Origin of the sequence: Enterobacter cloacae complex sp. S3, assembly GCF_014930495.1 — a bacterium.
Classification (GTDB): Bacteria; Pseudomonadota; Gammaproteobacteria; order Enterobacterales; family Enterobacteriaceae; genus Enterobacter; species Enterobacter asburiae_B.
This window is the reverse complement of record NZ_JADBRD010000018.1, coordinates 247,335-273,639: the sequence shown is the minus strand read 5'-3', so window position 1 is coordinate 273,639 and position 26,305 is coordinate 247,335. Positions and strand designations below refer to the sequence as shown.

At 56.8% G+C, this 26,305-nt stretch carries 21 protein-coding genes; 16 read left to right on the top strand and 5 right to left on the bottom strand.

Going from position 1 to position 26,305, the window contains the following annotated elements; all coding sequences use genetic code 11:
• The first annotated feature begins 5 nt into the window (after positions 1–5).
• The 9 genes from IM317_RS11400 to cheZ all read left to right on the top strand — a co-directional run bounded on the left by IM317_RS11400 (position 6) and on the right by cheZ (position 10,472).
• Positions 6–761, top strand: a complete 756-nt coding sequence (locus tag IM317_RS11400; RefSeq protein ID WP_033145873.1) for a molecular chaperone — start codon at positions 6–8, stop codon at positions 759–761.
• On the top strand, positions 737–3,121 hold the full coding sequence (locus tag IM317_RS11395) for a fimbria/pilus outer membrane usher protein (protein ID WP_033145872.1): 2,385 nt from the start codon (positions 737–739) through the stop codon (positions 3,119–3,121). The genes IM317_RS11400 and IM317_RS11395 overlap by 25 nt, the downstream gene beginning before the upstream one ends.
• The gene (locus IM317_RS11390) at positions 3,118–4,080 is read left to right on the top strand and encodes a spore coat U domain-containing protein (RefSeq protein ID WP_033145871.1); all 963 of its coding nucleotides are present in this window, start codon (positions 3,118–3,120) and stop codon (positions 4,078–4,080) included. Before IM317_RS11395 ends, IM317_RS11390 begins: the two co-directional genes overlap by 4 nt.
• An 84-nt stretch (positions 4,081–4,164) precedes the next feature.
• Entirely contained in the window at positions 4,165–5,832 is a 1,668-nt protein-coding gene (gene tar, locus IM317_RS11385) for a methyl-accepting chemotaxis protein II (protein ID WP_033145870.1), read from the top strand.
• 44 nt (positions 5,833–5,876) lie between these two features.
• The gene (tap, locus tag IM317_RS11380; RefSeq protein ID WP_033145869.1) at positions 5,877–7,478 is read left to right on the top strand and encodes a methyl-accepting chemotaxis protein IV; all 1,602 of its coding nucleotides are present in this window, start codon (positions 5,877–5,879) and stop codon (positions 7,476–7,478) included.
• 19 nt (positions 7,479–7,497) lie between these two features.
• The gene (gene cheR, locus IM317_RS11375; RefSeq protein ID WP_033145868.1) at positions 7,498–8,364 is read left to right on the top strand and encodes a protein-glutamate O-methyltransferase CheR; all 867 of its coding nucleotides are present in this window, start codon (positions 7,498–7,500) and stop codon (positions 8,362–8,364) included.
• Positions 8,361–9,410, top strand: coding sequence for a chemotaxis response regulator protein-glutamate methylesterase (locus IM317_RS11370; protein ID WP_029741783.1), 1,050 nt, complete (start codon positions 8,361–8,363; stop codon positions 9,408–9,410). Before cheR ends, IM317_RS11370 begins: the two co-directional genes overlap by 4 nt.
• 17 nt (positions 9,411–9,427) lie before the next feature.
• Positions 9,428–9,817 (top strand): chemotaxis response regulator CheY, encoded by a 390-nt coding sequence (cheY, locus tag IM317_RS11365; protein WP_008500431.1) that lies wholly within the window; start codon positions 9,428–9,430, stop codon positions 9,815–9,817.
• Positions 9,818–9,827: 10 nt separating this feature from the next.
• Positions 9,828–10,472 (top strand): protein phosphatase CheZ, encoded by a 645-nt coding sequence (gene cheZ / locus IM317_RS11360; RefSeq protein ID WP_023312251.1) that lies wholly within the window; start codon positions 9,828–9,830, stop codon positions 10,470–10,472.
• Positions 10,473–10,520: 48 nt separating this feature from the next.
• On the opposite strand, the gene IM317_RS11355 is transcribed toward cheZ, so the two are convergent.
• The 4 genes from IM317_RS11355 to IM317_RS11340 all read right to left on the bottom strand — a co-directional run bounded on the left by IM317_RS11355 (position 10,521) and on the right by IM317_RS11340 (position 15,675).
• Positions 10,521–11,684, bottom strand: a complete 1,164-nt coding sequence (locus IM317_RS11355) for a fimbrial protein (protein WP_033145867.1) — start codon at positions 11,682–11,684, stop codon at positions 10,521–10,523.
• 4 nt (positions 11,685–11,688) lie between these two features.
• Positions 11,689–14,226, bottom strand: coding sequence for a fimbria/pilus outer membrane usher protein (locus tag IM317_RS11350; RefSeq protein ID WP_033145866.1), 2,538 nt, complete (start codon positions 14,224–14,226; stop codon positions 11,689–11,691).
• Positions 14,227–14,235: 9 nt separating this feature from the next.
• Positions 14,236–14,928 (bottom strand): molecular chaperone, encoded by a 693-nt coding sequence (locus IM317_RS11345; RefSeq protein WP_033145865.1) that lies wholly within the window; start codon positions 14,926–14,928, stop codon positions 14,236–14,238.
• A gap of 129 nt (positions 14,929–15,057) precedes the next feature.
• Positions 15,058–15,675 (bottom strand): fimbrial protein, encoded by a 618-nt coding sequence (locus tag IM317_RS11340; protein ID WP_308417537.1) that lies wholly within the window; start codon positions 15,673–15,675, stop codon positions 15,058–15,060.
• 461 nt (positions 15,676–16,136) lie between these two features.
• On the opposite strand from IM317_RS11340, the gene flhB reads away from it, so the two are divergent.
• The 5 genes from flhB (at position 16,137) to IM317_RS11315 (ending at position 22,737) form a co-directional block, all read left to right on the top strand.
• Positions 16,137–17,285, top strand: coding sequence for a flagellar biosynthesis protein FlhB (gene flhB / locus IM317_RS11335; protein WP_033145863.1), 1,149 nt, complete (start codon positions 16,137–16,139; stop codon positions 17,283–17,285).
• Positions 17,278–19,356, top strand: a complete 2,079-nt coding sequence (gene flhA / locus IM317_RS11330; protein WP_033145862.1) for a flagellar biosynthesis protein FlhA — start codon at positions 17,278–17,280, stop codon at positions 19,354–19,356. The genes flhB and flhA overlap by 8 nt, the downstream gene beginning before the upstream one ends.
• Positions 19,356–19,748, top strand: a complete 393-nt coding sequence (locus IM317_RS11325; RefSeq protein ID WP_033145861.1) for a flagellar protein FlhE — start codon at positions 19,356–19,358, stop codon at positions 19,746–19,748. Before flhA ends, IM317_RS11325 begins: the two co-directional genes overlap by 1 nt.
• A gap of 261 nt (positions 19,749–20,009) precedes the next feature.
• Positions 20,010–21,593, top strand: coding sequence for an MFS transporter (locus IM317_RS11320; RefSeq protein ID WP_033145860.1), 1,584 nt, complete (start codon positions 20,010–20,012; stop codon positions 21,591–21,593).
• 4 nt (positions 21,594–21,597) lie between these two features.
• On the top strand, positions 21,598–22,737 hold the full coding sequence (locus IM317_RS11315) for a glycoside hydrolase family 105 protein (protein ID WP_033145859.1): 1,140 nt from the start codon (positions 21,598–21,600) through the stop codon (positions 22,735–22,737).
• Between the two features lie 35 nt (positions 22,738–22,772).
• Here the strand turns inward: IM317_RS11315 and argS are convergent, their stop codons facing one another.
• On the bottom strand, positions 22,773–24,506 hold the full coding sequence (gene argS, locus IM317_RS11310) for an arginine--tRNA ligase (protein WP_033145858.1): 1,734 nt from the start codon (positions 24,504–24,506) through the stop codon (positions 22,773–22,775).
• A 239-nt stretch (positions 24,507–24,745) separates the two neighbouring features.
• On the opposite strand from argS, the gene IM317_RS11305 reads away from it, so the two are divergent.
• Entirely contained in the window at positions 24,746–25,306 is a 561-nt protein-coding gene (locus tag IM317_RS11305; protein ID WP_033145857.1) for a VOC family protein, read from the top strand.
• Between the two features lie 78 nt (positions 25,307–25,384).
• The gene (cutC, locus tag IM317_RS11300; RefSeq protein ID WP_033145856.1) at positions 25,385–26,128 is read left to right on the top strand and encodes a copper homeostasis protein CutC; all 744 of its coding nucleotides are present in this window, start codon (positions 25,385–25,387) and stop codon (positions 26,126–26,128) included.
• Positions 26,129–26,305: the final 177 nt, after the last annotated feature.

Here is a 26,305-nt window from a genome sequence, read left to right as displayed (position 1 = left end):
TGTTGATGAAGCCATTTTTCAGACCGGTTTGTCTGGCGGGCGCGTTGGGAATGGCGGTTGCTGGCCAGGCGCAGGCGGCGGCCACCATCCTGCTCTGGCCCATCGATCCCTGGCTTGCTGCAGACGCCAACGCCACGGAACTGTGGATCCAGAATCAGGGAAACAGCGCCACGACGATGCAGGTTCGCATCGTGCGCTGGAAGCAGGAGGACGGACACGAGCGCTATACCGCGCAGCAGGACGTGGTCGCCAGCCCGCCCATCGTCACGATTGGCACAGGCAACAAGCAGCTTATTCGCCTTATCAAACAGGCTTCGGTTCCCGCTGGGGTCGAACAGGCCTATCGCATTATCGTCGATGAAATTCCCCAGCCAGATGCCAAAGCCGAACCCGCCATCGGCCTGAAATTGCAGATGCGTTACTCCATCCCTCTGTTCGTATATGGACAGGGGATCCCGACCATCAAAGAGGGCGCGCATCACGCGCTGGCGGAGACCCAAAACCTGAGCTGGCGGGTGACGCAGGCGGAGGGGAAGCCTGCGCTGGAGGTCAAAAATCGGGGTGATGTTCACGTCAGGCTGAGCCAGGTGGCGCTGGAGCAGGGCGGTCAGAAACGCACGGTGGCGGAGGGATTGCTGGGTTACGTCCTGCCGGGCAGCACCCGCAGCTGGCCTATACCCGCTGGCGTTCGTCAGCCAGAGCGGATGAGCGCGCAGATTAATGCCAGGGACGAACAATGGCAGTCGACGCCCGTCAACTGAAGCCGGCGATGATGATACTGCTATGCGTCAGTTCAGCGACCCTGGCCGGGCCCGGCGACGACAGTTTACCGCCGCCTCCCCAGGCACAGGCGATAAATGATGAAGCGGTTTTCCAGCTGGCCATCGTGGTCAATCACTACGATACCGGCCTGGTCGTGCCCGTGACGCAGCGTAAAGGCGCTTTCTTTATCTCCAGCGCCGATTTGCTGCGCGCGGGTCTGCCCCCGGCGCATGTTCCCACCGGCGAGGTAAATCTCTCCTCGCTTGCTCAGGTTCGGGTGGAGTACGACAGCGCCGCGCAGCGCCTGCTGCTGACAGTTCCCCGCGACTGGGTGACGGCCCGCGTGACGCCTTTCAGCGCGCAAGCGGCGCAGGCCAAACCGCACTACGGGCGCGGGGCGCTGCTGAATTACGATCTCTACACCAACCACACGGAACATATCGGCGGACAGGCGTCGATCTGGCATGAGTTCCGCTACTTCAACGAGAACGGCTCGTTTTCCTCGACCGGTTACGCGCGGGAAAATTTCACCGGTAACGACGGACAGCAGGAAGGGTATGTCCGCTATGACACGACCCTGCTGTTCACCAACGAAGATGACGCGATGAGCTGGAGCGCCGGGGACGTGATCAGCGATGCCCTGAGCTGGAGCTCCAGCGTGCGGATGGGGGGGATAAGCGTCGGGCGGGATTTCTCCCTGCGTCCTGACCTGGTGACATGGCCGCTGCCCGAGTTCGCGGGGGAAGCCGCGGTACCCACTTCGGTCGATCTTTTTATCAACGGCTATCGCTCCGGCTCAACCCAGCTTCAGCCGGGCCCCTTCACCCTGACTAATCTGCCCTATATCAACGGCGCCGGGGATGCGGTGCTGGTCACAACGGATGCGCTGGGGCGCCAGGTAAGCACCACGCTACCGTTTTACGTCACCAGCGACCTGCTCAAACAAGGGCTGAGCGACGGCGCCGTGACGCTCGGCAGCCTGCGGCGTAATTACGGTATCAAGAATTTTGACTACGGTCCGGCAGCCGGCAGCGGCTCGTATCGCTACGGGATGACGGACTGGCTAACCCTCGAGGGCCACGTGGAAGGGGCGCAGGAGCTGGCGCTGGGCGGCGCGGGGACAGTGATAAAACTCGGCCAGTTTGGCGTGGTGAATACCTCTTACTCGCAAAGCCGCATGCGCGGTGATGCGGGCGGGCAAATCAACTGGGGTTACCAGTACAGTACCAGCGAGTTTAGCGTCGCCACCCAGCACACGCGTCGCGACCGAGGCTTTGGCAATTTGGCCCTTTACGATCAGCCGACGGTGTATGACGAAAACGATAAGCCCATCGCCAGCTTTAGCCGTAATACGGACCAGTATTCGCTGACCTTCAATCTGGGACGGTACGGCAATATCGGTGCGGCCTGGATAGGCGTGGAGAGTTTTGACAGCCAAAAAACCGAGCTGCTCAATCTCTCCTGGAGCCGAAACCTGTGGGGAGCGAGCAGTATTTACCTGGCCGGCAGCCGGGATCGGCAGCGGGGAGACTGGACGGTCGCGCTGTCGCTGCAGGTGCCGCTGGGGGCGCGCGACAGCGCTGCCGTCACCGTTGAAAACACCCCGGATGCAGGCAGTACCCAGCGCATTAACTACAACCACTCCATGCCTTCTGACGGTGGGTTCAGCTGGAACATGGCCTGGGCCAACCAGTCAAGATCCAGTGATTATCAACAGGGTACGCTGGGCTGGCGCAATAACAACATCGAGCTGCAGGGCGGCGGCTATGGCGAAAGGGATACCATGACCTGGTGGGGCGAGGCGATGGGCGCCGTTGTGCTGATGGACGGCGAGCTGTTCGCGGCGAATAAGATCAACGATGCGTTTGTGGTCATCAGTACCGATGGCCACCCGGACGTGCCCGTCAGCTATGAGAACCAGCCCGTCGGTAAAACCAATAACAACGGCTACCTGCTGGTCAGCGGGGTGTCGGCGTATTACCCGGCAAGCTACCGGATTGATACTTTGAATCTGCCGGCGGATACCCGTCTGAAAGAGACCGAGCGGCGGATCGCGATTCGGCGCCACAGCGGCTATCTGGTCGATTTCCCGATGGAGCAGGAACGGGTGGCCAGCGTTATTCTGCATGACGCGCGCGGGAAGGCGTTGCCGGTGGGAAGCCAGGTTCGACGCGCCTCGCGCAGCAATGCGGTGGTGGGGTATGACGGCATCGCCTGGCTGGAAAATCTCAGCGATGTGAACCCGCTGGAGGTGATCGCACCTGACGGGAGGCGCTGTAAGACTACCCTGACCGTGGGGGCCAATCCGGAGCACAAGCTGAAAACCTACGGGCCGCTGGTTTGCCGGGAGGAGCCATGACGCGCCTGCTGCTATTCATCCTGCTGCTGTTCTCCGGCGGCGGCTGGGCGGCGTGTACCGTCAGTACGGTTAATGCGTCGTTTGGCAGCGTCACCTCGTTCGCGCTTAGCGGAACCGGAGAAGTTCAAACCACCGGCACGCTGGTAGTGGCCTGCGATGCCGTACTGAATCTGCTGACCAGCGACTCGGTAACGCTGACCTACACCGCGGCATCGGTTTCGGGCAGCAGCCGGGCCACGATGAAACGCACGGATAATGCGGCCATCACCGACGTGATCCCCACCCGGCTGTGCGGGTTATCGGGATGCGCGAGCAGCAGCGAGGTACAGATAAGTAAATCATATACCTGGAGCGGGAGTACCCTGCTGGGATTGCTGGGGTCAAAGCAGTACAACATTCCGCTCTATTTCCGCACCGTCGCCGGGCAAAACGTCACTGCCGGGCCATATCAGGTGCAGTTAACCTTCAGCATTAACTACAGCGTCTGCTCCGTGGGCGCGCTTGGCATTTGCACAATCAATCAGACGGGAACCGCGACAACCACCATCCTGCTGGATATGACCGTTACCAACGACTGCAGCGCCATGACCACGCCAGATGTTAACTTCAACAGCGCGCCGCTGGTGCAAAGTTTCCCCACCGTCTCGCAGGCGATTGCCGTCACCTGTACCAAAGGAAGTTCGTATACCATCGGCATTAATAACGGTGCCAACGCGCTGAACAACGTGCGGCGGATGGTGAGCGGCAGCAACGCCATGAGCTACGACATCTATAAGGAAGCCACCGGTAACCGCTGGGGCGGCAGCGGCAGCGAGCGCTGGTCCAGCGCGGTATCGTCCCAGGTCAGTACCGACGGTTTACTGCGCACCTACAACTACACCGCGAAAGTCCTGACCAATCAGGCCACGCCGCCCGCCGGAACCTACACCGACACGCTGATTGTCGACGTGGCGTTTTAACCCCGCGCTTTTCCCTTTCGCAAATGTAAAGTTCCTGTGGGCTGTGCCGATAACACCGTTAATAAATCTATGAGAAGGTGTTGTATGTTGAACCGTATCCGCGTTGTCACAATGCTCATGATGGTGCTGGTCATTTTCGCACTTCTTCAGCTCATCTCCGGCGGGCTTTTTTTCTCGTCATTAAAACAGAACCAGGACAGCTTCGCGGCCTCGAACGATCTCCGCCTGCAGCAGAGTGAACTCACCTCAACGTGGGATCTGATGCTGCAAACGCGTATCAACCTGAGCCGCTCGTCCGCGCGCATGATGATGGACCCCAACAATCAGCAGAGCAGCGCGAAAACCGATCTGTTGAAAAATGCCCGTGCCACCCTCGCTGACGCCGCGAAACACTACGACGCCTTCAAAAAGATCGCCCCGCAGCCTGCTATGGAGCAGGTGAGCCAGAATATCGATGAAAAATACAATGCCTACCATACCGGCCTGACAGAGCTGATTCAGTTCCTGGAGAGCGGCAATATGGACGCCTATTTCGCGCAGCCAACGCAGGGGATGCAAAACGCACTCGGCGCGGCGCTGGGGGAATACGCGAAGGTCAGTGGCGATCTCTATCACTCGGCCTTTACGGCAAGCCAGAATGACTACCGCTTTGCAAAATGGCAGATGGCCGTGATGGCGCTGGCGCTGGTCATTGTGCTGGTCGCGGTCTGGTACGGCATTCGCCATATCCTGCTGAACCCTCTCGGCCGCGTCATTGCCCACATTAGTGAAATTGCCGGCGGTGACCTGACCAAAACGCTGACCGTTTCCGGGCGCAATGAGATCACCGAGCTGGCAAACAGCGTTGACCATATGCAGCGTTCGTTAATCGAAACCGTTGCCAACGTGCGCAACGGGTCGGAGGCTATCTACACCGGTACCAGCGAAATTGCGATGGGGAATAACGATCTCTCATCCCGTACCGAGCAGCAGGCGTCCGCCCTGGAAGAGACGGCCGCCAGCATGGAGCAGCTCACCGCGACCGTGAAGCAGAACGCCGATAACGCCCGCCAGGCGTCTCAGCTGGCGGAAAGCGCCTCCGAGACGGCGCAGCGCGGCGGCCGCGTGGTGGATGGCGTGGTGAAAACCATGCACGAAATCGCCGACAGCTCGAAGAAAATCGCCGACATCATCAGCGTTATCGACGGCATTGCCTTCCAGACCAACATTCTGGCGCTGAACGCCGCCGTGGAAGCGGCGCGCGCGGGTGAACAGGGGCGCGGGTTTGCCGTGGTGGCCGGAGAAGTACGCAACCTGGCCAGCCGCAGCGCCAACGCGGCCAAAGAGATCAAGTCTCTGATTGAAGATTCCGTCTCCCGCGTGGATACCGGCTCCGTGCTGGTGGAAAGCGCCGGGGAGACCATGAATGACATCGTGAATGCCGTCACCCGCGTGACGGACATCATGGGTGAAATCGCCTCTGCGTCCGATGAGCAGAGTCGTGGTATCGACCAGGTTGCCCTGGCGGTATCGGAAATGGATCGCGTGACACAGCAAAACGCCGCGCTGGTGCAGGAGTCCGCTGCGGCGGCCGCTGCTCTGGAAGACCAGGCGAGCCGTCTGAAGATGGCCGTCTCGGCGTTTCGTCTCGCTTCACTCGCTGGAAACACGGTCACCCCGCAGGCGACGTATCGCGTGCCAGCCGCTGAATCGGCTGTAAACCGTACGCGCACCGCGACGACCGGACAAGATGAAAACTGGGAAACATTTTGACTGACAATTAAACCGCGGCTGCTTGCCGCTTGATGGGAGCGTGGATGTTAAATCGTATTCGTATCTCGACCACACTGTTTTTGATTCTGATCCTTTGCGGTGTGTTGCAGGTTGGCAGTAACGGGTTGTCTTTTTGGGCGTTTCGCGATGGCTATCAGAATTTGCAGGAAGTTGAGGCGAGTAATCAGCAGCGCTCCGCACTGGCACAAACGCGTGCCGTGCTGTTGCAGGCAAGCACTGCGCTGAACAAGGCGGGAACCTTAACCGCGCTGAGTTATCCGCCGGATGACATTAAAGCGCTGATGGCGACCGCGCGCGACAGTCTGAAGCAGGCTGACGCACAGTTTAAAGCCTTTACGGCGCAGGCCGCCGACAGTGAGAAAGAGAAAGCGCTGAAGGCCGCCATGAAGACGAACTTTGAGCAGTGGTACAGCGATCTGGACCACCAGGCGACGTGGCTTGAGAACAACCAGCTTTCGGACTTTATGACCGCACCGGTTCAGGCCTCGCAGGCGGCGTTTGACGGCAGCTTTAACGCGTGGCAGCAGGATATTAACCAGTCTGTTCAGCGTGCCGGTGACCAGAGTCGTCAAAGCTATCACATGTCGGGCGTCATCTTTGCCGTGGTGGTGATCCTGGCAGGGCTGCTGACCGGCGGGGCACTGCTCTGGTCGCGCAGAATGATCGTGCAGCCGCTGGCGATTATCAGCAGCCACTTCGACAGTATTGCGAAAGGGGACCTGGCGCGTCCGGTGGCGGTGTTCGGCAAGAACGAAATTTCGGCGATCTTTGCCAGCCTGAAGGCGATGCAGGGATCGCTGCGGGAAACGGTGAGCGACGTGCGGCAGGGCAGTTATGCCATGCACACCGGGATCTCTGAGATTGCGGCGGGCAACAACGATCTCTCGTCCCGCACCGAGCAGCAGGCGGCCTCGCTGGCGCAGACGGCGGCCAGCATGGAGCAGTTAACCGCGACGGTAAGCCAGAACGCCGATAACGCGCGTCAGGCGTCTGACCTGTCAAAACAGGCGGCGATGACGGCGAAGAAAGGCGGCGACCAGGCGTCCCATGTCGCCAGCACCATGCAGGAGATTGCCACCAGCTCGCAGAAAATTGGTGACATCATCAGCGTGATTGACGGTATCGCGTTTCAGACCAACATTCTGGCGCTGAATGCCGCCGTGGAAGCGGCGCGCGCCGGTGAGCAAGGGCGCGGGTTTGCGGTGGTGGCGGGGGAGGTGCGTAACCTGGCGAGCCGCAGCGCCAACGCGGCGAAAGAGATTAAGGTGCTGATCGAAGAGTCAGTTTCGCGCGTTCAGCAGGGCTCAACGCTGGTGGATACGGCGGCGAAAACCATGCACGAGATCGTCACCTCCGTGACGCGGGTGAACGACATCATGGGCGAGATTGCCTCTGCGTCGGATGAACAGCGCCGCGGGATTGAGCAGGTTGCCCAGGCCGTCAGCCAGATGGATCAGGTGACGCAACAGAACGCCTCGTTAGTCGAGGAAGCGGCAGCGGCAACCGATCAGCTGGCCAGCCAGGCGGATCGTCTGACCGGACTGGTCGCGGTATTTAATGTGAAAGAGCACGTTGAAGCAGTAACAGAAGTCGGGCGGTCGCAGGCCGTGCCAGTTGTATCCTGAATGTAATTAAGAAGGCGCTATGACATCACCAATGCCCCCTGGGCAAACGTCATTATTGTTGCAGATGACACAGCGCCTCGCGCTGTCCGACGCGCATTTTCGTCGGATATGTCAGTTAATCTACCAGCGTGCGGGGATCGTGCTTGCGGATCATAAGCGGGACATGGTCTACAACCGTCTGGTGCGGCGCTTGCGTACGCTGGGGCTGGATGATTTTGGCCGCTATCTGAGCATGCTCGAGGCGAACCAGAACAGCGCAGAGTGGCAGGCTTTTATTAACTCGTTAACCACCAACCTGACGGCGTTTTTCCGTGAAGCTCACCACTTCCCGGTCCTGGCCGAGCACGCCCGCCGTCGCACCGGGGAGTATCGCGTATGGAGCGCGGCCGCCTCGACGGGTGAAGAGCCGTACTCGCTGGCGACCACCCTTGCTGACACCCTGGGCATGACGCCCGGACGCTGGAAAGTCTACGCCAGCGATATCGATACCGAGGTGCTGGAGAAGGCGCGTAACGGCGTGTATCGCCAGGATGAACTGAAAACGCTGTCGCCGCAGCAGCTGCAGCGTTATTTCATGCGCGGCACGGGCCCGCATGAAGGCCTGGTGCGCGTACGCCAGGAGCTGGCGAACTGCGTCGAATTCGCGCCCGTTAACCTGCTGGATAAGCAGTACAACGTGCCGGGGCCGTTCGATGCCATTTTTTGCCGTAACGTCATGATCTATTTTGATAAAACGACGCAACAGGACATTTTGCGTCGGTTTGTTCCGTTGCTCAAGCCTGACGGTTTACTGTTTGCCGGGCACTCGGAAAACTTCAGCAACCTCGCGCGTGAGTTTAGCCTGCGTGGGCAAACGGTATATGCGCTGAGTAAGGAAAAAGCATGAGTAAAATCAGGGTGTTGTCTGTCGATGATTCAGCGCTGATGCGTCAGATCATGACTGAAATTATCAATAGCCACAGCGACATGGAGATGGTGGCGACTGCGCCCGATCCTCTGGTAGCGCGGGATTTAATTAAAAAATATAACCCCGACGTGCTAACGCTGGATGTCGAGATGCCGCGCATGGATGGCATAGATTTCCTCGAAAAATTAATGCGCCTTCGGCCCATGCCGGTGGTGATGGTCTCTTCCCTGACCGGAAAAGGATCGGAAATCACCCTGCGCGCGCTGGAGCTGGGGGCGGTGGATTTTGTCACCAAACCGCAGCTCGGCATTCGCGAAGGGATGCTGGCCTACAGCGAAATGATTGCGGAGAAGATCCGCACCGCGTCGCGGGCGAAGCTTGCTGCCCATACGCCATTGGCCGCGCCTGCGACCCTGAAGGCCGGTCCCTTACTCAGCTCGGAAAAACTGCTGGTTATTGGGGCGTCAACCGGAGGAACAGAGGCAATTCGTCATGTACTCCAGCCATTGCCGCTTTCAAGTCCGGGTATTCTGATCACTCAGCATATGCCGCCAGGCTTTACCCGTTCGTTCGCCGAACGCCTGAACAAGCTGTGCCAGATCAGCGTGAAGGAGGCGGAAGACGGCGAGCGCGTGCTCCCGGGACATGCCTATATCGCCCCGGGCGACAAGCATATGGAGCTGTCGCGCAGCGGCGCTAACTATCAAATCAAAATTCATGACGGACCGCCGGTCAACCGGCACCGTCCGTCGGTGGATGTGCTGTTTCATTCGGTGGCGAAACATGCGGGGCGCAACGCCGTTGGGGTGATCCTGACGGGGATGGGCAACGATGGTGCCGCCGGAATGCTTGCAATGCACCAGGCTGGCGCCTGGACGATTGCGCAGAATGAAGCAAGTTGTGTGGTGTTCGGCATGCCGCGCGAGGCCATCAATATGGGTGGCGTGAGCGAAGTGGTCGATCTTAGCCAGGTAAGCCAGCAGATGCTGGCGAAAATCAGTGCCGGACAGGCAATACGTATTTGACTCAGGAGTATTATTTTATGGCGGATAAAGAGCTTAAGTTTTTGGTTGTGGATGACTTTTCCACCATGCGTCGCATCGTGCGCAACCTGCTGAAAGAGCTGGGCTTCAACAACGTTGAAGAAGCAGAAGACGGCGTTGATGCGCTGAACAAACTGCAGGCTGGCGGGTTTGGTTTTGTTATCTCCGACTGGAACATGCCAAACATGGACGGTCTGGAACTGCTGAAAACCATTCGTGCTGATGCCGGAATGGCGTCTATGCCGGTTCTGATGGTTACTGCAGAAGCGAAAAAAGAGAACATCATTGCCGCTGCACAGGCGGGCGCAAGCGGCTATGTGGTGAAGCCATTCACCGCGGCAACCCTGGAAGAGAAGCTCGGTAAGATCTTCGAGAAACTCGGCATGTGAGGTGATGGAAATGTTGCAACCTGCTATGAAACCCGTTGAAGAACACTCGCCGAGCGATATCATCGTCCGCATCGGCAGCCTGACGCGCATGCTGCGTGACAGCCTGCGTGAGCTCGGTCTGGATCAGGCGATTGCCGAAGCGGCGGAAGCCATTCCTGATGCCCGCGATCGTCTGGACTATGTTGTGCAGATGACCGCTCAGGCCGCGGAACGTGCGCTGAACAGCGTCGAAGCGTCACAGCCGCACCAGGATGCGATGGAAAAGGGGGCGAAAGCGCTGAGCAAACGCTGGGACGAGTGGTTTGAGAACCCTATCGAGCTGGCGGATGCCCGTGAGCTGGTGACGGATACCCGTCAGTACCTGGGTGATGTGCCGGGGCACACCAGCTTCACCAACGCTCAGCTGCTGGACATCATGATGGCGCAGGATTTCCAGGACCTGACCGGTCAGGTGATCAAGCGCATGATGGATGTTATTCAGGAGATTGAGCGTCAGCTGCTGATGGTTCTGCTGGAGAACATCCCGGAACCGGCGGCCCGTCCAAAACGTGAGAACGAAAGTCTGCTCAATGGTCCACAGCTCGACGCCAGCAAGGCGGGCGTTGTGGCAAGCCAGGATCAGGTAGACGATCTGCTCGATAGCCTCGGCTTCTGATTGTTCTGATTACCCTCAGGCTGCGGCGTCAACCTGAGGGTAGTTCGGTTAGCGAAGATCCATCTTCACCGTCACGTTACCTTCAAAGCGGCCCGGGGCCGGAGAGGCATTGGTCGTGCTGACCGGTACAGCCTGAATTTTGACCACACCGTTTCCCTGCGCGTCCATCGTCACCGGAAACTCATAGGTCCCGTCCAGCGCGACGTTCTGACTGTGTTCATCATATACACGCACCCCGAGGTCGTCCCTGTCCAGAAGTTTTGCAATGTACGGCGTACTGCTGTCCGCGACCCCCTGATCTGCGGTCAGCGTGAGCTTTATCCGGTCCGTGTTTCCCACTGCGTTATCATCACAGTGATAGGCAATATCAACGTTTTTGATGGCATAACGTTTTGGCGGTTGCCCCTTGATGACGAATTGCTTGCTGACAATGCTGCCGAACTCAACCTCAATAGTGCTGCCTTCGTTGATAACGCAGCTTAGCGGCGCAGAAAGCGTGCCGCTAAACCAGATATCAGAGACCTGATCTGCCTGCCCGGGATCGCAGCTTCCCCCCGAGCCGAAATAAAGACAGGCATAGTTTTGCGCGACGATCGTCGAAGGGATCACCTCTTGACCCAGGATGGGTTTTTTAATGTGAAGAAGGATCGCAACGACGTTCCAGCGGAAATTACGCTTTACTGTAGCGGCGTTGCTCGGCTGGGTGCCACTACTGCAAACGTTGGCATCTCCCTCCGTTTTGGCGAGTGCATTCTCGCTAGTGTTACGCATATTAGCTCTGGACGTCGGGTATTCATTGACAGCTATCGGGGTCAAAGAAGTGCCGTCCGGAGAGTTGATTGCATCCGCATAGGCGGTGATATCGGCATCGATCTTTTCTGTCAAATAGCCGTATCCGCTTGTTCCCGGTTTCAACGGGCTTCCGGCGAAGGTTTTTTCATAAACCATGCTCGAAGAAAATATATTCCCGGGACAGCTGCAGTTGGCCACTATCACCGGGCCATTGCCGACCAGATGATTTGGCACATCATAGTCATGATTGGCGATATTTTCGCTGGACGAAAACTCATGATCGAACGTCGTGGTGTAGGCTTGCGGCGCACCGAAGCAGTCATGAAGTAAAGTCGCGGCCATGCTCGGGCTGGTTGCGGTCAGGCTCAGTGCCGTGGCCAATGAAGCCCAGACGGCCCGTTTCTTGAATATAGTTGTCATGTGCTTATTCCTGCTGACAAAGCTCGCTAACCGAGCGAATACCGTTAGGGCTTTCGGTTTGGTTGGCTGACTGTTGCGTAATGCTGGCGCGGCACTGTTGGCCCGTGCCGTTGCCCCACTTCACGGTGAGCTGCGCGGTCTCTCCAATGCCTGACAGATAGACGGTGCTGGTTTCATCGACAATGCCGCTCATCACCGGGTCGCTACTGGTCGCGATGGCGCCGAACGGAACGGGGAGACCGTTTGGACGCTTCAGGGTGACCAGCATCCGGTAGCCTGTGTGGGCATCAAATCTGGCCAGCACCGCCGCGTTGCGCGAGGGAATGACGGTGATGGCGGTATCGCTGCTGTCCACATTTTCCGGCAGGCTCGAGGTATCAATACGAATATTGTTCTCCTGGTACGGAGTGAGTGATGGAATGACTGCGTTACCCTGCCAGTCGGTCTGAATACCCCGCTGGTTCAGGAAACGGACGCCGGAAGCGTCGTTGGCATTGACGATAGCAAACTGGCTTCCTAAAGGTTGAGCCAGCGTGATGCCCTGAGGATGGGCAACAATAGCGCCGCTAATGCCGTAGTTAAGCTGCTGAGAGTGATCGGTGGAAGCGTAATATCCGGCGGTCAGATTGGCGTATTGCGAGCGGTAGCTGCCATAGACGCTGCTGATATCTTCCCCGTCCTGGTTGGAGTGGCTCTGCTGCAACGAGTAGCTCAGACGCTCATCCTCCAGAAGCGTGCCGTTGAGGCCCACGTTTTGCCGCGTGTAGCCATTTTTAGTGTTGCTGATGTTATAGCTACTCCAGGCGCGTGGCAGCCATCTGGCGAGAGGAATGCTAAATCCCAAAGAGACCATCCTGTCAGACTCGTCGCCGTTGGTTTTGCTGTACGTATAGGCAATGTGATAGCTCGTGCCGGCAACAACGGTATTGAATCCCAGAGACAGGCTGCGCTCTTTTTTAGAGGTGCCCCAGTAATCCTGCTGATAACCGTTAAGATACAGACTCACCCCAGCAACGGTTTGGCTAACGCTGGCCTGAATGCGGTTGCGTTTATTGTAACGAAACTGCAGATCGTCTTCGTGAGCGTCAAGTTTTTGGTTGGCGTCGGCAAAGCTGTAATACCCGCGGCTGGAGTATCGGTAGCTGCCGAGGCTGAAGTTGGTATCGGTCGAATCCAGTTTACCGGTATAAAGCAAACGCCATGACTGGCCGGAATGCTGGCTGTTATCGTCTAGCCGGGTATCGGCCATGGTAACGTCAGCGGACAGCGAGCCCAGCGGCCCGAGCGCCAGACCGGCACCGGTATTGGCTGCGTTATAGTCTTTCGAGAGCGTCAGCCCTCCAAACCAGGTGAGAAGGTTATTTAAACCGTAAATCATGCTTCCCTGGAAAAAATCGGGTTCCTTTTGGTCGCTCCCGCTTTCAGCACGATAACGGCCTGCTGTCATTTCGTACTTCATACGCCCAGGCCGCAGCATAACCGCGATACTGGAGTAGGGCTGCGTAAAGCGATGCTCGGTGCCGTCAGCCTCTTTCACCGTAACGTCCAGATCGCCGCTGTTGGTCGTGGAGTAGAGATCGTCGATTTCGAACGCGCCCGGCGCGACATTTTGCTGATAGATGAGGTAGCCATTCTGGCGTACCGAGACTTCCGCATTTGAACTGGCGATGCCGCGTATGACAGGGGCATAGCCGCGTTGGCTGTAGGGAAGCATCTCTTCATCCGACGCAAGGTTAACGCCCCGGTACTGTAAGCTATCAAATACCTCGCCCCGCGTGTTGCTTTCTCCGGCCGTGAACTGTGCCTTGAGGGCGTCAACGTCATGCTGGAGGAAGGTATTGATGTTTTCCCACAGGTTTTCATTCTCTGAATTGCTCCACGTTGAATAGTTGCGCACTCGCCAGCCACCCAGGTTGGCGCCGGTGCGCAAATTCAGATACTGACTGGTGGCGCTGTTGTCGCCGCTCTCCTTATTTTTTGATCCTGAGAAAGCGTAGTCACTGAACAACACGGGAACACCGTCGTCCCACCGAGAGGGATCGATGTAATCGCGACCGGTACCACTTAACGCGGCCTGAGGAATACTCAACGCTAATGTCATGGTTGAAAAATCAAGCCGCGCGGAGGCCTGGGGGATATAGTTGCTGATATCTTTGGGTAAAGCCTTGCCTGGTAACGCAAGCAAGGCGGGATACTGGTCGATAGCAACCCCCCATGCCCGCAGCATATCCGGTGTGAGCTGCGGTATCAGTGACCCTTCCGGCGAGCTGACGTAAGCGATATTGGTGGTGCTCAGGCGGTGTTCGTTCACCTGCACTCGTGAAGAATAGGTGCCGGGTAGCTGAGCATTCGACTTTGAAAAGAGTGAAAGGTCGATATCCTGCTGGGCCAGCATGTCTCCTTCAAGCGATGAGGGAGAGAAACGATACTCACGGGCCAGCGTCGAGAAGCTCGCGATGAGCAAGACACCGCCAAGGCAGCGAAGAAGCGGATTCGGTCTAAAGAGCCGCTCGTATGACATATCATTACGTCCTGTCATCATCGCGGTCTTTTATTCCTGCGCCAGGGTGGCGGTGTATTTTTCGGAAGCATTGCCATAATCGGTTATGCAGCGCCAGGTGACGCTCGTCCCCTGAGCATTGTCAGGGAGAGGAATGTCAGCGTGGGATTTAGGGGCAACCATGTCGGCTTTCTCCACTTTGTGCACTCCCAGCGCAAGTGAATCAAAGACGCTGTAGAACGCCCCCTCGTTGATGACAGTGAGCTGTTGACCATGACGCGCGAAGCGCAGGTTTTTGCAGGATTCAGAGGGCGTACCGCTCAGTCCGACAGGGCGCCAGAACAGTTTCAGACGCGTTTTATAGATTAACCGCAGGACGTTTTTGTCTCCCTCATCCGTAGCCGTGGCAGGAACGGTTCGTACGTTCATATAGAACAGAGACTCTTTATCGCCTGCTAAGGTTGTCCCGTTCCAGGTAATACGCAGGCTTTGCTCTTTTTGCGGATCGAGCCGAAAGAGAGGCGGTGTCACGATAAACGGTCCGTGCGTTTTACCATCACCTGTATCCGTCCATGACTGTATTAACCATGGAAGCTCTTTATCATTATTTTGTAAGGGCAGGGCAACTTCCTTTTTCGCGGCATCGTAGATTATGCGTGTGCGACCGATCTGAATACCTGCTGCGTGACAAAAGGTGCTCGCAATAACAGGGATGCATAATAAGACCTGGAGTGAAATGCGCATAGTGAAACCTTTAATAAAGGAGGTTGAAGGGAAATGATAATAGTCCGAGTCCGGACTATTATCAGATCATGACTCCTTAAATGTCATGACGCCTAAATATATATATTATGAATATCAGTAATACGATTATTAACGGTAAAGAATATTTACCGTCATATCAGCATCTGCCGGACCGGCGGTAACCGCATCTGCAAATGATTTATAGCGGGCATTAAAATCAGCTTTAATCGTATCTTCGGATTTTGTCGCCAGTTCGATATAGATCTGCCCTTCAGCGCCGTCCATCGTGATGAGCTTATCATCTTTACCCGCCGGGCTGACGGCAATGCCGATACCGGTGGCCGCGGTTTCGCCCGTGGTGGTAATTTTACTGACGTCCAGCAGCGTCTTGGTCTTGGTCAGGGTCGTTGGGCCGTTAAAGGTCAGCTGAACAGCCGGAAGCCCAGCGCTTGTTAACGGGCAGTTCGCCAGCGTAATGGAGAACTCCGTAAGTGCGGTCTCCTTCCCAACGGTATTAAACAATGATGTAGGATAGGTACCCAGTGGGATAGTACTGTCTGTGCCGTCGGCACCCTGAATGGTACAGCTTGATTCGATAATTTCACCCGTAAAGTGAATAGTGCCGGCATTCATTTCTGCGGCGAAACCATTCATCGACAGTGTTGCAAGGGCTAAGCCCGCAATAATATTCTTTTTGAAATCCATATTAAATGTCCCTTTAAGTAAAAAGAAATATCTGGCATACATTTTGCTTTCTGGTGAAAAGTAAATTATGTCGTATGAAATTATAACATTTAATTTCCTGCTGGTAAGGTAGTCTCAGGATTAATGTTATATAGATTTATCCATTTTTGGATTATGTAGGGGAATGATTTATATGGTTTCGATTGCTGTGAATTATTAAATTTACATAGTTATATCATTCCTGCAATGCCGGGAGGTTAAAATCGACGGTTATGTTAATTTTCTTTCGGGATATTTTAGAGTGAATGTTCTTTAAAACTGCGCTTAATTCATTTTGTAATATGAAACACATCACAAAAGCTGGAGAATGTTCGTTCGAACATTCCTTGCCCTTTTTTCCCTAACCCGAATTGCGGAGGGGGGCTTAAACAGGATAAAAAGACCCGGTTATAGGGGTTTTTCTGCCCATTGATGAAAGGCGGTGCTGGCATGATACCCGTGACGTAATGGGCTGAGCATGCACTGTGGCAGAAGAGAACGACGACAAAACGGAAGCCCCCACACCCCACCGACTAGAAAAAGCGCGTGAGGAAGGGCAGATCCCCCGATCCCGAGAATTGACCTCCCTGCTGATCCTTATCGTAGGGGTGTGCATTATCTGGTGGGGCGGGGAGTCGCTCGCCCGCAAGCTGGCGGGAATGTTGTCCACCGGGTTACGTTTTGACCACAGCATGGTCAACGATCCGAATCTGATCCTCAGCCAGATTATTCAGCTTATTAAAGGGGCCATGGTCGCGCTGCTGCCTTTGATTACCGGGGTCGTGCTGGTCGCGCTGGTTTCTCCGGTGATGCTCGGCGGCCTGGTTTTTAGTGCCAAATCGCTACAACCGAAATTTTCCAAACTGAACCCGCTGCCGGGTATCGCGAAAATGTTCTCTGCGCAGACCGGGGCTGAGCTGCTCAAAGCCGTTCTCAAATCGGTGCTGATGGGCAGTTCCGCGGGATTTTACCTCTGGTACCACTGGCCGGAAATGATGCGTCTTATCAGCGAATCGCCGCTCACCGCGATGAGCAACGCGCTGAATCTGGTTGGGCTTTGCGCGCTGCTGGTGGTGCTCAGCATTATCCCGATGGTGGGTTTTGACGTGATCTTCCAGCTTTATACCCATTTCAAAAAGCTGCGCATGTCGCGTCAGGATATCCGTGACGAATATAAGCAGATGGAAGGTGACCCGCACGTGAAAGGGCGCATCCGCCAGATGCAGCGTGCCGCCGCCCGTCGCCGGATGATGGACGATGTGCCGAAGGCCGACGTCATCGTCACCAACCCGACACACTATTCCGTTGCGCTGCGCTATGACGAAAACAAAATGAGCGCGCCGAAAGTCGTTGCGAAAGGGGCGGGGCTGATCGCACTGCGTATCCGGGAAATTGGTACTGAAAACCGCGTGCCGATCCTGGAAGCCCCTCCGCTGGCGCGTGCCCTGTACCGCCATGCGGATATCGGACAACAGATCCCGGGACAACTCTACGCCGCCGTGGCGGAAGTGCTGGCCTGGGTGTGGCAGTTGAAGCGCTGGCGTCTGGCTGGCGGTCAGCGGCCTGTGAAACCTGAAAACCTTCCGGTGCCTGCCGCGCTGGATTTTATGAACGAGAAGGACACTGATGGCTAATCTGGTGGCAATGTTGCGCCTGCCCGGCAACCTGAAATCGACTCAATGGCAGATCCTTGCCGGACCGATTCTGATCCTGCTAATTCTGTCGATGATGGTACTGCCGCTCCCGGCATTCATCCTCGATCTGCTTTTCACTTTCAATATTGCGCTGTCCATTATGGTGCTGCTGGTGGCGATGTTCACCCAACGTACCCTGGAGTTTGCCGCGTTCCCGACCATTCTGCTGTTTACCACCTTGCTCCGACTGGCGTTGAACGTGGCGTCCACGCGTATCATTCTGATGGAAGGTCACACCGGTGCTGCAGCGGCAGGTAAAGTGGTGGAGGCATTCGGCCACTTCCTGGTGGGCGGCAATTTCGCTATCGGTATCGTGGTGTTCGTTATCCTCGTTATCATCAACTTTATGGTTATTACCAAAGGTGCAGGGCGTATCGCGGAAGTGGGCGCGCGTTTTGTGCTGGACGGGATGCCGGGCAAGCAGATGGCGATCGACGCCGACCTGAACGCCGGCCTTATTGCCGAAGATGAAGCCAAAAAACGCCGTTCGGAAGTGACGCAGGAGGCGGACTTCTACGGCTCCATGGACGGTGCGAGCAAGTTTGTGCGCGGTGACGCTATCGCAGGCATTCTGATCATGGTGATTAACGTGGTCGGCGGCCTGCTGGTGGGGGTATTGCAGCACGGGATGGACATGGGGCACGCGGCGGAAAGCTATACGCTGCTGACCATTGGTGATGGTCTGGTCGCACAGATCCCGGCGCTGGTTATCTCGACTGCGGCGGGTGTGATTGTGACCCGCGTGAGTACCGACCAGGACGTTGGCGAGCAGATGGTCGGCCAGCTCTTCAGTAACCCGCGCGTTATGCTGCTGGCCGCTGCCGTTCTGGGTTTGCTCGGCCTGGTGCCGGGGATGCCAAACCTCGTCTTCCTGCTGTTTACGGCGGGTCTGCTGGGGCTTGCCTGGTGGATGCGTGGCCGTGAAATCAAACCGGCAGCGGAGCCTGTTCAGGTAAAAATGCCGGAAAATACCCAGGCCGTCGAAGCGACCTGGAACGACGTTCAGCTGGAAGATTCCCTGGGAATGGAAGTGGGCTATCGCCTGATTCCGATGGTCGATTTCCAGCAGGATGGCGAGCTGCTTGGCCGTATCCGCAGTATCCGTAAAAAATTCGCCCAGGACATGGGCTTCCTGCCGCCGGTTGTACACATCCGCGACAATATGGACCTGCCGCCCGCGCGCTACCGCATTCTGATGAAAGGGGTCGAAATAGGCAGCGGTGATGCCTATCCGGGCCGCTGGCTGGCGATTAACCCGGGCACCGCCGCAGGCACGCTGCCGGGCGAGCAAACCATCGATCCGGCCTTTGGTCTGGCCGCTATCTGGATTGAAAGTGCCCTGAAAGAGCAGGCGCAAATCCAGGGCTATACGGTTGTTGAAGCCAGTACCGTGGTGGCGACCCATCTTAATCACCTGATCGGGCAATTCTCGGCAGAGCTGTTTGGCCGTCAGGAAGCGCAGCAGCTGCTTGACCGCGTCACGCAGGAGATGCCGAAGCTGACGGAAGATCTGGTCCCGGGCGTGGTGACTTTAACCACGCTGCACAAGGTGCTGCAAAACCTGCTCGAAGAGAAAGTGCCGATCCGCGATATGCGCACCATTCTCGAAACCCTTGCCGAGCATGCGCCGATACAAAGCGATCCGCACGAGCTGACGGCGGTGGTACGCGTGGCGCTGGGTCGTGCGATCACCCAGCAGTGGTTCCCGGGAACCGGAGAAGTGCAGGTCATTGGCCTCGATACGCCGCTTGAACGCCTGCTGCTGCAGGCCCTGCAGGGCGGGGGCGGCCTGGAGCCGGGCCTGGCGGACCGTCTGCTGGCGCAAACGCAGGAGGCGCTGGCGCGCCAGGAGATGCTGGGCGCGCCGCCGGTGCTGCTGGTGAACCATGCGCTGCGTCCGCTGCTGTCGCGCTTCCTGCGTCGTAGCCTGAACCAGCTGGTCGTGCTGTCGAATATGGAGCTGTCGGATAACCGTCACATCCGCATGACCGCGACGATCGGAGGAAAATAATGCGTAAATGGCTCTGGATTTTGTTCTTCCCGCTGGCGGCGCACGCTGCCGGGGAAGGCACCTGGCAGGCAAGCAGCATGGGTGTGACCCTCAGCAACCGGGGCGTTGCTATGTCATCTAACCCGCTGTCGCCTTCTGAAGGCGTTTCCGGTCAGATGGGCCTTGTGGTCTGGAATTACCGGCTGATTGGCCCAACGCCCGCAGGGCTGCGGGTGCGCCTCTGTTCTCAGACGCGCTGCACGGAAATTGACGGCGAAAATGGCACGACGCAGGCGTTCAACGGCGTACCGGCCATTGAACCTTTGCGTTTCATCTGGGAAGTGCCGGGCGGGGGACGTTTAATCCCGGCGCTGAAAGTACAGAGTAATTCTGTCATCGTGAACTACCGCTAACACCCTGCCTTTTCACCAGCCATCAGCAATTTTGATGGCTGGCTCTCAAAACTGACCTCACCTTTTGATCAAATAGAAACGCTGTTTTATAAATCAGTGACGCGCGTGACGGTACTCTTTGCATTATTGCCATTGACCCTCTTAGTGATGGCAGAAACAGAAAGGTATCAACCGGTCGATGCATTTACTGTAGCCGTCTAAAAGCTCCCGGAAGACGCTTGCTTGCAGGGAGTCTCCCAAAACTGATTAGGGGTGACGGCAATGAGAACACGTAAAATTGGGCTCGCAAATTATCTCGCTTACGGGTCAGGCGATTTCCTCGGGGCGGGTACCACCGCCCTGACGGCGGCCTGGCTTTTATATTTTTATACCACCTTCTGCGGGCTCTCACCGATCGAAGCAACGTTTATCTTTGCCGCTGCAAGGGTGCTGGATGCCGTCGTTAGCCCGTTAATGGGCTTTTTAACCGATAACTTTGGGACGACCTGGCTCGGTAAGCGCTTCGGCCGTCGTAAGTTTTTTATCCTGCTGGGGATTCCGTGCGTGTTCAGCTACTCGCTGATGTGGGTTGGGGACATGAGCTTCTGGTACTACCTGCTGACCTATCTGGTGTTTGATATTGTCTACACCATGATTCTGGTGCCGTACGAAACGCTGGTACCGGAAATGACCGATGACTTTAAACAGAAAACCAAGTTCTCCGGGGCGCGTATCTCTATGGCGCAGATGTCCGCCATTCTGGCCTCCTTCCTGCCGGGGATCCTGTTAACCCACTTCGGGAAAGAAAACGCCATCTCCTTCTTCTACGCAAGCCTGGTCTTCTCCTTGCTCTGCGCGCTGATGCTAACCTTCGTCTGGTTCTTTACCTGGGAACGCCCGCGCGAAGAGTGGTCAGAAGCGGCGCTGCGTGCTGAAGAAGAGAAGAAGAAGCTGACGCTGGGACAGAGCCTCAACCGCCTGATCGTTGAGTTAAGCTCCACGCTGCGCATCAAGATTTTCCGTCAGCATCTGGGCATGTACCTTGGCGGCTATATCGCGCAGGACGTGTTTAATGCGGTATTCACCTACTACGTGGTGTTCGTGCTGATGCAGGAAGCGTCAATGGCGTCCAATCTGCTGGGCACGATGGCTATTTTCCAGTTCTTTGCGGTTATCGCCATGATCCCGCTGTGCATCCGTTTCGGGCTAGCACCGTCCTACCGCATGGTCGTGGTGCTGTTTGGTCTGGCGTCTCTCTCTTACGCCATGCTCTATTACGCGGGCCTGAGTGACGTCTACGCTCTGCTGTTGCTGATCTCAGCGGTTGCCGGTCTCGGTCGCGGCGGTATCAACTACGTGCCGTGGAACACCTATACCTACATTGCTGACGTGGATGAAGCGATCACCGGCCAGCGCCGCGAAGGGATCTTCGCGGGCATCATGACCCTGACCCGTAAGGCGTCACAGGCCGGTGCGGTGATGCTGGTGGGCATCGTGATGCAGATGTCCGGCTTTGTCAGCGGCCAGAAAGTGCAGCCTGCGGAAGTGAGCCACACCATTTTGACGATCCTGAGCGTGGGCACGATCCTGGTGCTGTTCTGCGGCTTCCTCGTTTCCCTGCGCTTCAGGCTCAATTTGCAGACCCACAGCACGCTGCGCGAGGAGACCGCGAAAATGCGTGAGTGTGGTCATGCGATGCCTGAGTCAGCGACGCCACACGCCCGCGCCACCGTTGAGATGCTGGCCGGTATGCCTTATGAGTCACTCTGGGGCAATAACAACATCGGTTATCTGAATCGCAATAAGCCAGCGGCACCCTCGCTGAAGGATCGCGCGGTACTGAATTCGACATACAACAGAGGTTAAGATAATGAAAGTTTGGCCTGTCAAACATAGCCCGTTATTACGTCAGCCAGAGCGCTTTATCGCCCGGGACGAGCTGAAATCGCTGATTCAAAAGGTGACGCATAGCCTGGTCAATATCCACGACAAAACGGGTGAGTTTTTGCTGCGGCTGGACGACGGGCGCGTGAACGACACTAAAGGCTGGGCCGGATGGGAGTGGACGCACGGCGTTGGCCTGTACGGTATCTGGCAATATTACTGCCAGACCGGCGACGAAGGTATGCGAGACATCATCGACAGCTGGTTTGCCGACCGCTTTGCGGAAGGCGCGACCACCAAAAACGTGAATACCATGTCGCCGTTCCTGACGCTGGCTTATCGCTACGAAGAGACCAAAAATCAGGCCTGGCGGCCGTGGCTGGAAAGCTGGGCGGAATGGGCGATGGCCGAGATGCCGCGTACGGAACACGGCGGGATGCAGCACATCACCCTGGCGGAAGAAAACCATCAACAGATGTGGGATGACACGCTGATGATGACGGTGCTGCCGCTGGCGAAAATCGGCAAGCTGCTCAACAAACCGGAATACGTTGAAGAGGCGGTGTATCAGTTCCTGCTGCACGTGCAGAACCTGATGGACCGGGAGACCGGGCTGTGGTTCCACGGCTGGAGCTACGACGGCAACCATAACTTTGCCCGTGCCCGCTGGGCGCGCGGCAACAGCTGGCTCACCATCGCGATCCCGGACTTCCTTGAGCTTGTGGATCTGCCGGAAAACAGCGCCGTGCGCCGCTACCTGGTGCAGGTATTGAATGCGCAGATTGCCGCGCTGGCGAAATATCAGGACGACAGCGGGCTCTGGCATACGCTGCTCGACGATCCACATTCTTATCTTGAGGCGTCCGCCACGGCAGGGTTTGCCTACGGTATTCTGAAAGCCGTGCGCAAGCGCTACGTTGGCGCGGAGTATGCCGAAGTGGCAGAAAAAGCGATTCGCGGTATCGTCAAAAATATTTCGCCGGAAGGCGAGCTGTTGCAAACGTCGTTCGGCACGGGCATGGGCAGCGATCTTGAGTTTTATCGCCAGATCCCGCTGACGTCGATGCCGTACGGACAGGCGATGGCGATTCTCTGTTTAACGGAATATTTGCGGAAGTATTTCTGATAAGAAAAAACCCGGCGCTTGCCGGGTTTTTTGTATTACATGCGTTCTACGGTTTCGATACCCAGGGTATCCAGACCCAGCTTCAGGGTCTTCGCCGTGAGCTGCGCCAGCTTCAGGCGGCTGTTGCGGACCGATTCGTTTTCCGCAGACAGAATAGGGCAGTGTTCGTAGAAGCCGGAGAACAGCCCCGCCAGATCGTACAGGTAAGCACACATCACGTGCGGCGTGCCGTCACGCGCGACAACCGTCAGCGTCTCTTCAAACTGCAGCAGGCGCGCCGCCAGCTGTGCTTCACGATCTTCCGTGATGGTCACTGTCGCATTCGCCAGTACGTTTTCATCAATGTTCGCCTTACGGAACACCGAGAGCACGCGGGTGTAGGCATACTGCATGTAAGGCGCCGTGTTGCCCTCAAACGCCAGCATGTTATCCCAGTCGAAGATATAGTCGGTGGTACGGTTCTTGGAGAGATCCGCGTATTTCACCGCACCGATACCCACGGCGTTGGCCAGTTTTTCCAGCTCATCGGCAGACATGTCCGGGTTCTTTTCGGCCACCAGACGGCGAGCGCGTTCCAGCGCTTCGTCCAGCAGGTCGGACAGCTTCACGGTACCGCCCGCACGGGTTTTGAACGGCTTGCCGTCTTTACCCAGCATCATGCCGAACATGTGGTGTTCCAGCGGCACGCAATCCGGCACGTAACCGGCTTTACGCACGATGGTCCACGCCTGCATCAGGTGCTGGTGCTGACGGGAGTCGATGTAGTACAGCACGCGGTCAGCATGCAGCGTCTCGTAACGGTATTTCGCGCAGGCGATGTCTGTGGTGGTGTAGAGGTAGCCGCCATCCTTTTTCTGGATGATCACGCCCATCGGTTCACCTTCCTTGTTTTTATACTCATCAAGGAACACCACCGTTGCGCCTTCGCTCTCTACCGCCAGGTTTTTGGCTTTCAGGTCAGCCACAATGCCGGGCAGCATTGGGTTATAGAGGCTTTCACCCATCACGTCGTCACGGGTCAGGGTGACGTTCAGACGGTTATAGGTCAGCTGGTTCTGAGACATGGTGATGTCGACCAGCTTGCGCCACATCTCGAGGAAGTATTGGTCGCCGCCCTGCAGTTTTACCACATAGCTGCGCGCGCGCTCGGCAAAGGCTTCGTCTTCGTCGTAGTGTTTTTTGGCTTCGCGGTAGAACCCTTCCAGGTCCGCCAGCGCCATTTCACCCGCGTTTTCCTGCTGCTGTTTTTCCAGGTAAGCAATCAGCATGCCGAACTGGGTACCCCAGTCGCCCACGTGGTTCGCGCGGATCACCTTGTGACCGAGGAACTCGAGCGTGCGCACCGCGGCATCACCGATGATAGTGGAGCGCAGGTGGCCAACGTGCATCTCTTTCGCCACGTTCGGCGCAGAGTAGTCGATCACGACGGTCTGCGCCTCCGGCTGGGAAACGCCCAGACGGTCAGATTTCAGCGCCGCGTCAACGTGGCTTGCCAGGAATGCAGGCTCAAGGAAGATGTTGATAAAGCCCGGACCGGCGATTTCGGTTTTGCTGGCAATGCCGGAAAGATCCAGATGCGTCAGTACCTGCTCAGCGAGCTGTCGCGGCGGCATGCCCAGTTTTTTAGCCACTGCCATCACGCCATTAGCCTGATAGTCGCCAAACTGTACTTTTGCTGACTGACGAACCTGCGGTTCGCAATCCGCAGGTGCGCCTGCGGCAATCAGTGCCTGACTGACTTTTTCGGAGAGAAGAGCCTGAATATTCACCTGGATACCTTACGTTTTTGATGCGGGCTTACAGCCGCCCGCGCCAGTTAAAGAATTTAGGGCGGGAGTATACTGCAAATGCCCTCTGGCGTCAGCATTGCGGGGCCTGAAGATTGCTCAGAATCCAGGCGGTGAAGGTGTGCATAATCATGCAGTCGCAAAAAGCCGGATTCTGCGGTTGGTCAAAACAGGGCAACAGAGTAAATTAGCGGCTTTGCGACATGAAAAGAGAGTGACTTATGGCGAACTGGCAATCCATTGACGAACTGCATGATATTTCCGCAGATTTACCGCGCTTCACCCAGGCGTTCACAGAACTTGCCACCCGTCTTGGTCTGGATATTGCGCCGCTTGAGGCCGATCACATCTCTTTGCGCTGTCATCAGAATGCCACGGCCGAGCGCTGGCGTCGCGGGTTCGAACGGTGCGGCGAGTTGCTCTCCGAGAACATCATCAATGGTCGCCCCATTTGCCTGTTCAAACTGCATGAACCGGTGAACGTGGCGCACTGGCAATTCAGCGTGGTTGAGCTGCCGTGGCCAGGCGAGAAACGCTATCCGCACGAAGGCTGGGAGCATATCGAAATAGTCCTGCCGGGTGAGCCGGAAACGTTGAACGCGCGCGCGCTGGCCCTCCTTTCCGACGAAGGCTTAAGCAAGCCGGGGATTTTTGTGAAGACGAGTTCACCCAAAGGCGAGCGCGAGCGGTTACCTAACCCGACGCTGGCCGTCACTGACGGACAGGTCACGGTGAAGTTTCATCCGTGGACCATTGAGCAGATCGTTGCCAGCGAAGCGTAAGAGATGTGAGTTCACGCCGGGACTGAAAACGGACGGCGTGTCATGATGTTTCGTTTAGTGGAATTTCAGGAGGATTAAATGGCGCTGCTGGAGATTTGTTGTTACAGCGTGGAGTGTGCCGTGACCGCGCAAAAGCACGGGGCTGACCGCATTGAACTGTGTGCGGCACCCAAAGAGGGCGGGCTGACGCCGTCTTACGGCGTGTTGAGGTCTGCCCGTCAGGCCGTCACCATTCCCGTTCACCCGATTATTCGTCCGCGCGGCGGTGATTTTTGTTACACGGCGGGCGAGTTCAGTGCCATGCTTGATGATATCGCACTCGTTCGGGACCTCGGGTTTCCGGGGCTGGTGACCGGCCTGCTGAATGAAGACGGCAACATCGATATACCGCGCATGCGTCAGATTATGAGCGCCGCGCAGGGGCTGGCCGTCACTTTTCATCGCGCATTTGATATGTGTAAAGATCCGCTCCAGGCTTTTGAAACGCTTGAAGAACTTGGCGTGGCGCGCATCCTGACATCGGGTCAGCAGGCGTCAGCTGAAAAAGGACTGCAATTAATTACGGAACTAAAAGCACATTCCGGTGTTCCAATAATAATGGCGGGTGCGGGAGTCCGCGCCAGCAATCTGGAACGGTTTTTAAACGCAGGGGTAGAAGAGCTGCACAGCTCCGCGGGTAAATGGATACCTTCGCCCATGCGTTATCGCAATACAGGATTGTCAATGTCGACGGATGCTGAAGCGGATGAGTATTCACGCTATGGCGTAGAGGGAGAGTCGGTTGCGGAAATGAAGTCGCTGATTGAGCGCCATCACGTGTAGCAACGTACCGATTTTTACCGCGCATCATGTCGCCCAATATGATGCTTGCTTGTACCAGGCCCCTGCAATTTCAACAGGGGCCTTTTTTTATCCCCTCACCCTAACCCTCTCCCCATAGGGGAGAGGGGACGGCTCGGTGCGGTTTTTCTCCCTCGCCCCTATGGGGAGAGGGCCGGG